At 41.9% G+C, this 12984-nt stretch carries 12 protein-coding genes; 10 read left to right on the top strand and 2 right to left on the bottom strand.

Annotated features, from left to right (window positions below):
• Positions 1-169 precede the first annotated feature (169 nt).
• The 10 genes from abc-f (at position 170) to CFS60_RS02960 (ending at position 10810) form a co-directional block, all read left to right on the top strand.
• Positions 170-1762 carry a ribosomal protection-like ABC-F family protein gene (abc-f, locus tag CFS60_RS03005; protein WP_088838810.1) on the top strand — a complete coding sequence of 531 codons (1593 nt, stop codon included), beginning with the start codon at positions 170-172 and terminating at the stop codon, positions 1760-1762.
• Between the two features lie 90 nt (positions 1763-1852).
• A complete protein-coding gene (gene eis / locus CFS60_RS03000) occupies positions 1853-3037 on the top strand; it encodes an enhanced intracellular survival protein Eis (RefSeq protein ID WP_088809144.1) in 1185 nt (394 codons plus the stop codon).
• 164 nt (positions 3038-3201) lie between these two features.
• Complete coding sequence (locus CFS60_RS02995; protein WP_088809445.1) at positions 3202-4227, top strand: permease; 1026 nt, start codon at positions 3202-3204, stop codon at positions 4225-4227.
• Between the two features lie 15 nt (positions 4228-4242).
• On the top strand, positions 4243-5082 hold the full coding sequence (locus tag CFS60_RS02990) for a TIGR03943 family protein (RefSeq protein ID WP_088809143.1): 840 nt from the start codon (positions 4243-4245) through the stop codon (positions 5080-5082).
• A gap of 90 nt (positions 5083-5172) precedes the next feature.
• Positions 5173-6093, top strand: coding sequence for a type I pantothenate kinase (coaA, locus tag CFS60_RS02985; protein WP_088809142.1), 921 nt, complete (start codon positions 5173-5175; stop codon positions 6091-6093).
• A gap of 104 nt (positions 6094-6197) precedes the next feature.
• Positions 6198-6920, top strand: coding sequence for an ABC transporter ATP-binding protein (locus CFS60_RS02980; RefSeq protein WP_088809141.1), 723 nt, complete (start codon positions 6198-6200; stop codon positions 6918-6920).
• A complete protein-coding gene (locus tag CFS60_RS02975) occupies positions 6917-8044 on the top strand; it encodes an ABC transporter permease (protein ID WP_088825576.1) in 1128 nt (375 codons plus the stop codon). The genes CFS60_RS02980 and CFS60_RS02975 overlap by 4 nt, the downstream gene beginning before the upstream one ends.
• Before the next feature lie 75 nt (positions 8045-8119).
• Positions 8120-8716, top strand: a complete 597-nt coding sequence (locus CFS60_RS02970) for a TetR/AcrR family transcriptional regulator (protein WP_240310324.1) — start codon at positions 8120-8122, stop codon at positions 8714-8716.
• Between the two features lie 226 nt (positions 8717-8942).
• Positions 8943-9353, top strand: coding sequence for a MarR family transcriptional regulator (locus CFS60_RS02965; protein WP_205408896.1), 411 nt, complete (start codon positions 8943-8945; stop codon positions 9351-9353).
• 80 nt (positions 9354-9433) lie between these two features.
• A complete protein-coding gene (locus CFS60_RS02960) occupies positions 9434-10810 on the top strand; it encodes an MATE family efflux transporter (protein WP_088809138.1) in 1377 nt (458 codons plus the stop codon).
• 105 nt (positions 10811-10915) lie between these two features.
• On the opposite strand, the gene kdpDN is transcribed toward CFS60_RS02960, so the two are convergent.
• Entirely contained in the window at positions 10916-12064 is a 1149-nt protein-coding gene (gene kdpDN, locus CFS60_RS02955; protein ID WP_088809137.1) for a KdpD-like non-kinase potassium sensor, read from the bottom strand.
• Between the two features lie 122 nt (positions 12065-12186).
• Positions 12187-12936, bottom strand: a complete 750-nt coding sequence (locus CFS60_RS02950) for an SDR family NAD(P)-dependent oxidoreductase (protein WP_088809136.1) — start codon at positions 12934-12936, stop codon at positions 12187-12189.
• Positions 12937-12984: the final 48 nt, after the last annotated feature.

Genomic DNA, 12984 nt, shown 5'->3' with positions numbered 1-12984 from the left:
GGGGTGTTATTTTTAAGCCAATGAAATTATAATCCTGTTTTATATGAAAAAATGAATGCAAAACCATTTTTTTCGGACAGGATACGTATGCTCATTTCGCTTGTTAACATCTGCGGACTTATGTTTATTTTGTGTACTCCTATCCGGAAAATGGACAGGAGGTTTTTTTATGTTTACGTTAGAAGTAAAAGATTTGAAAAAAGATATGGGGGCAAGAACGCTGTTTGAAATTCAGCATTTGACAGCCAAACACGGAGATAAAATTGGTATTGTTGGGCGGAACGGGACAGGAAAGACGACGTTACTTGAAATTTTAGCTGGCGAAGCGGAAGCTGATGCGGGGACGGTTTTGCGTGATGGTGAAACAGGTTACATTCGGCAAATTAATCCGCAAGATGAGCGGCTCAGTGGCGGGGAAAAAACGCGGAAGTTGATTCAGGAAGTGCTGCGTACAAGACCGGAGCTTTTGTTCGCGGACGAGCCAACTTCGAATTTAGATGCGGACAGTGCGGCGCATTTAAAACGCGATTTTAAGAAATTCGCCGGGACGATTTTTGTGATTTCACATGACCGCGATTTTCTTGATGCGATTTGTTCGGAAATTTGGGAGCTTGAAGAGGAGACGGTTACACGGTACAAAGGAAATTATACGGCGTATCGTAAGCAAAAATCGCAAGAGCAGGAAGTGCAGCAAAAAGCGTACACGGAAAATGTGGCGGAGAAAAAACGGCTGGAGTCGGCCATTTCGTATCGGAAAGATATGGCAGGCAGCATGGACGCTAAACAGGAGAAGCTATTTAAAAAAGGGCTGACACGGAAAGAAGTGGCATACGGCAAGATGTTTAAAGGCGTTCAGCAAAAAAGCCAGCATAAAACGATTAAGGCGACCGAAAAACGGCTTTCGCGGCTCGAACACGTCGACAAACCGTTTCAGTTTAAGCCCGTTAAAATTACGCTGCCGGAAACGCGCAGACTGAAAAAGGGCACGACGCTTTTGCAAATTTCGAAAGGGGACGTCACAGTTCCAGGGAAGAAGCTTTTTCAAACGGAAGCTTTTTCGTTAAAAATAGGAGATAAAGTGGCGCTTGTTGGGAAAAATGCCAGCGGGAAGACGAGCTTTTTGCGAGCGGTTTTAAACGAGGACGATTTTATTCGGCGGACGAAGGAAGTACGAATCGCCTACTTCGATCAAGAACTGGCGGGGCTTAAACTTTCCGACACGTTAATTGAAAATGTGAACCGTGTGAATGCCCACGACAAACAGCTTGCGATGGACGTTTTAGGTAGCGTGCATTTTACGCAGGCCGATTTAAATAAAAAAGTTACGATTTTATCTGGCGGCGAACGCGTCAAGCTTTATCTATCGATGATTTTACTAAGCGATGCCAATTTGCTCATTTTAGATGAGCCAACCAATTACTTGGATATTGACGCGATGGAAGCGCTCGAAGGTATGATTCGCGGTTTTGACGGCGCCGTTTTATTTGTCTCGCATGACGGGGCGTTCGTTCGCAATGTGTCTGAACAAGTGATTCGCATTCAAGATGGCACGATGAAATGGATTCCAAAAGCGATGACGGACATTTTGAAGGAAGAGGATAGCTCTAAAGAAACAGTTGCGGAAGACAAATTGGTTGTCCAGTTACGGCTTACAGAAATCGCCGCGAAGCTTTCCGACCCGAAAATAAGTGCGGCAGAAAAAGAGAAGTTAAACGAGGCTTATTTGGAAAATAGTAGAATTTTGCGGCAACTTGAAAAGTGAATTATTGCGGTGTTTATGATAAAGTGAACTTAATTCAAGTTAAAGCGAGGTAATATTACGTTGCAGAATGATGTCCATGACAGGTTGAAAATGAAAAAAGTTGAGATGGAGCACTTAGTGCAGTTTAATGAACTTTTGCGCTATGTGTTTCAGGTGACGAACCAAGATTTGCAAGAAGTAGGATACGAGGAAGGCGAGATCGAGCAAGCGAAACGCCCCGTTTTAAAACAAGCAGATGTTTTAGGTTGGTTTGATAACGAGAAGCTTGTGTCACAGCTTGCGGTTTATCCGCTTCAGGTGAACATTCACGGTGAGATTTATGAGATGGGCGGCTTGACGGGCGTTGGCACGTATCCAGAGTACGCCAATTTTGGTTTAATGCATCAACTCATGCGGCAAAGTTTAAAAGATATGCGCGACCGCAAGCAAACCGTGTCGTATTTATTCCCTTATTCAATTCCTTATTATCGCCGCAAAGGCTGGGAAATCATTTCAGATATGATGACCTTTTCCATTAAAGATACGCAGCTCCCAAGCCTCGTTCAAGTTTCTGGCATGGTGGAGCGCACTAACATTAATCACTCAGACATAAAAGCCACTTACGACCGCTTTGCGCGCACACATCACGCAGCGATGATTCGCGGTGAGCTCTCGTGGGAAGAATATTTTCGCTGGGAAAAAGATGAACTCACAGCGGGTGTTTATTACGACGCGAACCACACACCACAGGGCTTTGTCTTCTACTGGATTGCGGACGATATTTTCCACCTAAAAGAAATGATTTATTTAACAGAAGAGGCGCGGTTAGGGCTGTGGAACTTCATCAGCGCACATTTTTCGATGGTGACCGATGTAAAAGGGCGCACCTACACGAATGAACCGATTGCTTATTTGCTCGAAGATAGCGAGATTGTCGAAACGATTCAGCCGTACTATATGGCGCGAATCGTGGACGTTCTAGGCTTTTTGGAAAAATACCCATTTCGACATCAAGGAAACGAGTATGCTTTCCATTTTGTTGTGGAGGATCCACTACTAGACTGGAACTTGGGGCCTTTCGGCGTTTCATTCGCTGATGGTAAGAAACGCATTACCCAAGAAGCAGTCGGCCCTGAAGTGAAAATTGACATCGGGACACTCACCACCATGCTATTTAGCTACAAACGCCCAACCTACCTAGCAAAAATTGGCCGCATCAAGGCAAAAGAAGAGACCATCGCCTGGCTCGAACAACTCATTCCACTTGAAACCGCCTATTTCTCAGATTATTTTTAAATGGAATAATGAGCCAAATAAAACGCAATAAGCGAACTAAGATGGCCGTTTGTCATCAGTCTGGGCACACCTTTCAATTTTGAAAGGTGTGCTTTTTTAACTTGATTTCTGCGGCTGATAGGAATAGAATAAACAAAGATTTGAAACAGGAAGAAGGTAACCAATTGTTCAGCAATTTACCTAGCTCATTTTTACAAATGAATACGATTTTTATCTCCATTTTAATAGAAGCATTGCCATTCGTCTTAATCGGCGTGTTTATCGCAGGATTCATTCAAATGTTTATCTCCGAAGCATTCATCGCACGTGTTATCCCAAAAAATCGCTTTTTTGCGGTTGTCATTGGTTCGTGCATCGGCGTCCTTTTCCCATCATGTGAATGCGGAATCGTTCCCATCGTGCGTAATTTGTTGAAAAAAGGAGTACCACTTCATGCGGGAATCGCTTTTATGCTGACCGCTCCCATTATTAATCCAGTCGTCCTTTTCTCAACCTATGTCGCCTTTGGAAGTACATGGGAAATCCCAATTTTACGCGTCGTCGGCAGCCTCGTTGTCGCAATGGTCGTCGGGAATTTAATCGCCTTTTTCTACAAAGGTGAAGGTTTGAAAGAGAAAATTTTATCTGAGCCAAACGAACAAGTTGAAACCGTCCAAATGGCGTCGCTTGAACTTGCCGGAACCGATACAACAATCACGCAATTTGCCGGCATGGAAAGCGTGGCGAACGAAACGAAAACGCATGCTCATGCGCATCACGATGGCCACGAACATCACCAACACGCAGAAATGAAATTCGGGCAAAAATTATGGCATACCGCACAGCATTCTGTCGATGAATTTTTTTCCGTCGGTAAATATTTAGTGTTTGGCGCCTTTATCGCAGCGGCCATGCAAACGTACATTAAAACATCTACGCTCATGCAAATTGGACACGGTCCCGTTTTATCCATTTTACTCATGATGGTACTAGCCTTCATTTTATCGCTCTGCTCCGAAGCAGATGCATTTATTGGCGCCTCATTCCGCAGCATTTTTTCCACACAGTCGATTGTCGCCTTTCTCGTTTTCGGCCCCATGCTCGACATTAAAAACCTCATGATGATGCTCGCGTCGTTCAAAGCAAAATTCGTACTACTACTCGTCACCTCGGTCACAGTAGTGGTGTTCCTTTACGCCCTTATTATTTAGAAAAGGAGGAGTTCGATGTTACGCGCTTTTATACTATTCGGTTTTGGCTTTTATATGATGTTTCTGCACATTTCCGGCGATATTAGTAAATATATTAATATGAAGTATGCCTATCTCTCCTTTTCGGCGATGATAGCGTCATTTTTGCTTGCCACTATTCAGCTTATTATGGTTTTTCGTGACGAGGACGGGGCGAGCCATAATCACGCGGGGCATACGCATTCTGGAGAAAATACGCTTTGGAAAAAAATCTTTGTTTATAGTTTGCTGGCATACCCGCTAATTGTAGGCTTTCTCTTTCCTGTCGCCACACTTGATTCAACGATTGTGTCCGCGAAAGGTTTCCATTTTCCGAAAAACAATGCGGCGGGCGATGACCCTTATGCCGCAAACCAATTTTTACGACCTGATACAAGCGGCTATTTTGGCAAATCCGATTATGAAAAAATGATGGAAAAAGAGAAGGCGGCCATCGTCAATCAAAATCCGATTATAGTAACCGATGAAAATTATTTAATGACAATGGAAATTTTATATAACTATCCAGGCGAGTTTACCGGGAAGAAAATTGAGTTCACCGGTTTTGTTTACAATGACCCTGTCACAAAATCAGGCAACGTTTTCTTATTTCGATTTGGGATTATTCATTGTGTGGCAGACTCTGGTGTTTTTGGGATGCTTGCGAAAATGCCTGATGGGACAGAAGACTTGCCAAATGATACGTGGGTAAGGGTATCTGGTGAGATTACGCAAGATTACTATGCGCCGTTTAAAATGAACATTCCAGCGCTTGATGTGGAAAGCTATACCAAAATGGACAAGCCAAAAGATGTTTACGTCTATCGAAAATATTAATTTTTGGTTGCGGATTTAACATGATTGCGTTATGCTTATTTTTGTGAGCTGTTTACGTTTTCACGAATCGATAAAAGGATGGGCTTAACAATGAATGATTATCGCCATTACTATCATTTTCCGCGCGCTGATTGGCAGGAACTTGAAGTAAGTAAAGACCAAATTTTAACTTCAGATGAACTGGAAGAAATTCGCGGTTTAAACGACCGGATTTCTCTTGAGGATATATCAGAAATTTATTTGCCGCTTATAAAACTAATTGCGATTCAGTATCATGAAGCGATTTTTATTCACGGTGAAAAAATGGAATACTTGAAGAAGAAAGAGGAACGTCCGCCTTTCATTATCGCGCTTGCTGGGTCGGTTGCAGTTGGTAAAAGTACCACAGCACGTGTGCTGAAGCTCATGCTTGATCGCTGGTTTTCAAAAACCCGTGAAGTGGAACTTGTGACGACTGACGGCTTTTTATACCCGAATGCGGAGCTTGAGCGACGCGGGATTATGAACAAAAAGGGCTTTCCTGAGAGCTATGATAAAAATCGGTTTATTGATTTTCTGATGGATTTGAAAACGAACAAAAAGAATGTCGAAATTCCGCTTTATTCGCACCTGACGTATGATGTTTTGGAAGAAACGCGCACGCTTCGAAATCCCGATATTGTTATCGTTGAAGGAATTAATGTGTTGCAAACGGATGCGACTGCGACTTTTTTTCCACGCGACTTTTTTGATTTCGCTATCTATATGGATGCGGCGGAAGAAAGTATTAAACGCTGGTATTTAGAACGTTTCTTCATGCTTCGCGAAACGGCATTCCAAGATACAAGTTCCTATTTCCATCAATATACCAAAATTAGCGAACAAGTTGCAGAAAACTACGCGCTAGAAATTTGGGACACGATTAACGGCTTAAACTTAAAAGAAAATATCGAAAAAACCAAATACCGCGCTGATTTGATTTTACATAAAGGGGATAATCATCTGATTTCGGATGTGTATTTGCGCAAATAACCGTCTAGGACTTTCTAGGCGGTTTTTACTTTACATTCCAATTAAAAAGGTTTATATTGTAAGTGAGTAATCACTCATTAAAAAACTGAAGTGGGGAATGTGATATGGAAGCGGTTATTTCGACGGAAAAATTGAATATCCAGTTTCATAATAAGCAGATTTTATTTGATGTGACAATGAACGTGAATAAAGGGGAAATTTATGGGCTTATCGGTCCTTCTGGTGCTGGTAAGACGACGCTTGTGAAAGCGATTGTTGGCATGGAGAGAGCGGATAGCGGGGAAGTACATGTGCTGAATGCCAAAATGCCAACGCTTAGCGTGATGAACCAAATCGGCTATATGGCGCAATCAGACGCGTTGTATGTGGATTTGACGGCTAAGGAAAACTTGGATTTCTTCGCCTCGCTTTATTTGCTCAAAGGGGCGATAAAACGCGAAAGGATAGCTTATGCGGCTAAGCTTGTGAACTTGACCGATGATTTAAACAAAAAAGTAAGTGCCTATTCGGGTGGAATGAAACGGCGGCTATCGCTTGCGATTGCAGTGCTCGCGGATCCGGACGTGCTGATTTTGGATGAGCCAACTGTCGGCATCGACCCGGAACTGCGGAAATCGATTTGGGACGAACTGAATGAGCTGAAAAACGCGGGAAAATGTATTCTTGTGACGACGCATGTCATGGACGAGGCGGAAAAATGTGATCGTCTTGCGATGGTGCGCGAGGGACGGATTATTGCGGAAGGCACGCCTGACGAGCTCGCGAGTGAAACGGAAAGCGGCAAGTTAGAAGATGCATTCTTGAAATTTGGGAGGGTGACAAAATGAGAGTTTTAGCCATTGTAAAGCGAATCGCCAACCAGTTTAAACGAGATAAACGAACGCTCGCACTGATGTTTATTGCGCCGCTGCTTCTCATCACGCTACTCAATTTCCTATTCGACAGCGATTCTGTAAATCCCAAAATTGGCGTTCACGGCATGACAGATAGCATGATCACACAACTCGAGAAAAGTGATTTATCTGTAAAAAAATATGCGAATGATTCGAGTCCAAAGGAAAAAATTGAAAAGGACGATTTAGATGCCTTCATCGATTTATCTGACAGCCAATTAACCATCACCTATGAAAACAGCGATCCTACAAAAAGTAAACAAATTGCGATGAAAATGCAAGGTGCTCTGTTAAAAGAACAAGAAACCGCAATGAAAGATGCTGCCAAACAATTGGAAACCCTTGCCAAACAAATGCAAGCAAGCGGTGCGAATATGCAAGGAAATACGATTACCATGCCAACAAATGGCGCAGATATTCAAGTGGCAGCGCACTATGTTTACGGCGACAAAGATACGACATTTTTTGATACCATTGGCCCAATTTTCATCGGCTTTTTCGTATTCTTCTTCGTATTCCTAATTGCCGGCATTTCATTTTTGCGCGAACGCACGACCGGTACGCTTGAACGCCTGATGGCCACACCAATTAAGCGCATCGAAATTGAACTCGGCTATATGATTGGCTTTGGGATATTTGCACTCCTTCAATCCGTCCTAGTTGCCATCTATTCCGTGCAAGTACTCGATATGATTCAAAACGGCTCCATTTGGTATGTCTTACTCATCACACTAACGCTCGCAATGGCCTCACTCGCACTCGGCATGTTGCTTTCCACATTCGCCAACAACGAATTTCAAATTATCCAATTCATTCCAATCGTGATTGTGCCGCAAATTCTCTTCTGCGGAATTTTCCCACTCGAAGGAATGGCCGACTGGCTGCAATGGATTGCGCACATCATGCCGATGTATTACGGCGCACAAGCACTACAAAGCATTATGATTAAAGGAGAGGGTTTCAGTAGTTTCGCCGGTGATTTCTACATTCTTCTTCTATTCGTAGCGGCCTTTTTAATTCTCAACATCTTTGCCTTAAAGAAATATCGAAAAGTATAGGAGGAAACAAATTTGGAGAAACAACCAACTGACCTTTTACGCCAGATTTTAGACGTCACAGAAAAAGATAAGCGAATGAGCGAGAAGCAAAAAAACATTATCAAAGCCGCCATTGAGCTTTTTGCCGAAAAAGGTTTTTCTGCTACGAGTACGAGTGAAATTGCAAAACGCGCCGGCGTAGCAGAAGGAACGATTTTCCGGCACTATAAAACGAAAAAAGATTTGCTGATGGCAATTACGATGCCAACCTTAATTGAAGGAGTCGTCCCGTTTTTAGCGCAAGATTTCGCCGAAGAAGTGTTCCAAAAGGAGTATGCCGATTTTGAGACGTTCCTAAAAGCTATCATCAAAAACCGTTTTGAATTCGCAAAAGACAACGGAAAAGTCATTAAAATTTACTTTATGGAACTCATGTATCATGATGAATTGCGAACGCAATTTTCTGAGATTTTCATGACGCACGTAAAAGAGCATTTTGATGCGCTCATCGATTTCTACAAAGAAAAAGGCGAACTGGCAGACATGCCAAACAGCACCATCATGCGCGCTTTGATTACCAATATCGTCGGATTTATCCTCACCCGCTTCATCGTCATGCCTGATGCAGCATGGGACGACGAAGCCGAAATTAATTTCACAGTCCGCTATATGATGCAAGGTCTTGTTAAATGATTAATCTGTAGGTGGGCCTAGCAAGGCTTAGAAACGCGAATCTCCATGAGTTTCGCGTTTTTTTAAATTAATTTTATTAAGAAATCCGAAAATTTTTGCCGATTTATTAGAATTCTAATTGTTAGATATAAAATTTATAGTTGACATTCTATTTTAAAGCGTGTATATTTATTTCTAACAGTTAGATATCTAATTATTTGGTGTAGGAGGGATTATTTTGGATAAAATGGTAGTTTCGAATTTGTTACGTTCCATCATGCATAAATCCCGCGAATCGATGGAAAAGCGTGTCAAAGATATGGGGGTTAGTTCGCAACAAGGTCGGATGATTTCTTATATCGCGCAAAATGAAGACAAAGGATTGATTCAAAAAGACTTGGCAGAAGTGTTTCAACGCCGTAGTGCAAGCATCACAAGTATGTTGCAGGGATTAGAGAAAAAAGGGTATATTGAGCGACGCATACCTGGAAACAATGAAAGGCAGAAAAATATTTACGCACTGCCAAAAGGAAAAGCGCTGATTGCTGAAACCAATGAAGCTTTTTATGAGGCAGAAAAAGAACTAGTCCACGCTTTAAGCGAAGAAGAAGTCCAGCAATTGACAGCTTTACTAAGAAAAATCGATCGCAGCCTCTAACGAACGAGCAGTTACTAACTGCTTGCAATCTTATAGTTAGAAATCTAACATTTATAAATCTAACAAAAGAAGGGATTATTATGGAAGAATTAGAAGTTAATGAATCAAATATTTACTATTTAAAGGAAGCGCCAATCCGCAAAGCTATCGCCCATTTGTCAATACCGATGATGGTCGGAATCTCAGCAACGACGGTCTACAATTTAATCAATGCTTTCTTTATTGGTCTGCTAAATGATACGAATATGATGTCCGCGATTACTTTGGCGTTACCAATTACAATCATTTTGATGGCTTTTGGGAATATGTTTGGAGTTGGAGGAGGAACCTTTATCACGCGCTTATTAGGCCGTGGTGACGAGCAAAAGGGTCGAAAGGTGGCTGGTTATTCTTTTTACATGAGCATCCTATTTGGTGTGATTATTGGAATTGTCGCAATCATCTTCATGAATCAATTTGTCCACTTACTTGGCGCAGATGGTCAAACATTACTTTATACAAAACAATACGCAACAATCCTTTTTGCAGGAAGTTTTGCTTTCATTTTAAATTTTGCTTTGGAACAATTGGTTCGTTCAGAAGGGGCATCAAAAGAATCCATGTATGGCATGTTCATTAGTGTTGCTGTTAGTATCGCTTTAGATGCATTACTGATTTTAGTTTTTAATCTGCATATGATTGGTGCAGGGATTTCGATCGTCATTGCGAATCTCGCTTCATCGATTTATTATGTTTGGTTCTTAGAAAAGAAAAGCGCGTCTTTAAAAGGCTTCTTGAAGCAATTTAAACTTTCAATCAAAGATCAATTAGAAGTTTACAAAATTGGGGTCTCGGAATTGTTTAAATCTGCATTCATGATTGTCACAACTTTATTGTTAAACAATTTTTCCGTTGAATACGGTGATAATGTCGTTGCTAGCTTTGGCATAGCCGTTCGAATCACCCAACTACCTGAATTTTTGACGATGGGGCTATTTTTAGGTGTGATGCCATTATTTGCCTATAGCTTCTCCGCACATAACACGAAACGCTTAAAAGAAGCGTTGAAGGAAGTTTCTTTATGGATCGGGGGAATCTCAATCCTCTTTGCCCTTTTGGCTTACTTATTCCGCGTACCCGTATTAAGTTTATTTACCAGTGATCCACGTGTCATTCAAGTCGGCTTAACCATTCTTGCTGCTCAACTCATTTCCTCGGTCTTTAACGGTTTTTCCGGTTTATTTACTGGAATCTTCCAGGCGTCTGGTTTGGGTGCTCAGACTGGGATTATGGCAACTATTCAAGGAACTTTCTTCATTCCAGTTGTTTTGCTGTTGCATTATTTCTACGGCTTGAACGGTTTGATTTGGTCAATGACGGTAACGGAAGGAATTGCTTTTATTACGGGAACCATAATGATGATTCCTTACTTGAATAGACTGAATAAAAATGAATTGCCGGCACTGCAACAACAATAAACTAGTTCCAAATAATTTACGAAGTACGTCCAATTGCTGCACAAAAAGCCAGAAACACAGCAAACTTTCCATCAGGCGAGTCTGCCGCGTTTCCGGCTTTTTTTATTAATTTTTCCGCGAATTAGCTACAATATGAATATCTACGCCATCTGTTTGGCGCATGATGGCATTGACAATCGAGCCTTTTGTAACTTCCTCGACTCTTGTTTTAACAGACTGGCCTAAAATAATTTGGGTGATATTATGCTTGTTTGCCACATCTGTAATCACTTGCGCAATTTTCCGTTCTTTAATCGGCTCTACTAAGAAGTGGGCGTTAAATTGTTTGGCGAGACTTTGCCATGCCACGTATTCTTGTCGTGTTTTTTCAGGTAGTTCATCGAGCTCTTTTGTGATGGCTGCTAAGATGTACAGTTCGCTACGTAACCGGTCTGCGATGCGGAAGCCGCGGCGAATCAATTTTTCAGCATTGGCATCATTTTTAATACAAACGAGAATTTTTTCATTCATCATCGCTGCCCGGAGGCGTGCCGCTTTTTTATCCGCTTTGTCGTCTACATCATCGGCGACTTCGCGGAGTGCGATTTCGCGAAGGGCAGACAGGTTTTTCGTCGTGAAGAAGTTTTCAAGCGACCGTTCAATCTTCTCCGGCGCATAGATTTTCCCTTCTTTTAGCCGTTTTTGCAATGTTTCTGCCGTAACATCAATTAAAATGACTTCATCTGCTACTTCTAATAAAAAGTCTGGAATTCGTTCGCGCACAACGACCCCAGTAATGTCGTGGACAACATCACGCAAGCTCTCCAAGTGCTGAATGTTGACGGCTGAAATGACGTTAATTCGGTGCTCCAATATTTTTTGAATGTCCTGATAACGCTTTTCGTTCGCTGATCCAGGAATATTCGAATGCGCCAGCTCATCAATCAGGACGACCTCCGGATTTCGAGCAATAATGGCCTCAACATCCAAATCAAAATACGTATTATTTTTATATGGAATTTCTTTTAAAGGAAGTTGTTCAAGGCCATCGATTAATGCGGCCGTTTCTTTTCGACCATGCGTCTCAACAAGCCCAATCACTACATCAATGCCTTCTTTCCTCAGTTCGTGCGCTTCCGTTAACATTCGGTACGTTTTCCCGACACCCGGTGCCGATCCAATATAGATTTTTAACTTACCGCGCTTTAATTTTTCAATTTGTGCTAGCAACTCTTCCGGACTTTTACGATGGAAGGAAAGATTTTTGTTGCCCACTAGACGCACCTCCATTAACTTTAAGCTGTTTACAAATATTCATTTTAGCACAAACTCTTTTAAGAAAGAAGAACATTTTTTGGATAAAAAAGAGCTGACCATTTGGTCAGCTCGGATTTCACTTACTGCGCGTAGTATCCTCCATCAACAGGTAATTCAATTCCCGTGACGAAACTCGACTCATCACTTGCGAGATATAAAACGCCATAAGCGATGTCGCGTGACTGGCCAAGACGTGGAAGTGGTGTCAGCGATTCGAACCAGCCTTTTGTGGCTTCATCTTCAAATAATTTTTTCGTCATCGGCGTTTCGATATAGCCCGGGTGAACCGAATTACAGCGAATGTTTTGTTTGGCGTAATCGACTGCCACAGCCTTCGTTAACAATCGAACAGCGCCTTTTGATGCCGTATAGGCACTTGCACCAGAACCGCCAGTTAAACCAGCAATGGAGGAGATGTTAATGATGGAGCCGCCGCCCTGATTTTCCATAAGTGGGATAACATGACGCATACCTAGAAACGTTCCTTTTAAGTTGACGTCAATCACTTTATCCCATTGCGAAATGCTTGTATTAACAAGATTTAATTCGGTGCTAATACCAGCATTATTCACTAAAATATCGACACGACCAAATTTGTCTAAAGCAAGTTGAATCACTTTTTCCCAATCTTCATCAAGTGCTACATTATGCGTTAAAACTTCAGATTTTGGTTGAATGGCTTTTAATTCTTTACCTGTTTGATTTAAAACTTCTTCTTGCATGTCCGTCGCTATTACGAAAGCCCCTTCTTTCGCAAACAGCAATGCTTCTTCCTTCCCTTGTCCCCCAGCAGCGCCTGTAATGATCGCAACTTTATCTTTTAATCTCACTTTGAATCCCTCCTAATTTGATAACGCTTACAATGTTATTATAAAACG

The organism is Listeria sp. ILCC792 (assembly GCF_900186135.1).
GTDB classification, from domain to species: domain Bacteria; phylum Bacillota; class Bacilli; order Lactobacillales; family Listeriaceae; genus Listeria; species Listeria goaensis.
This window is presented reverse-complemented; position numbering and strand designations above follow the sequence as displayed.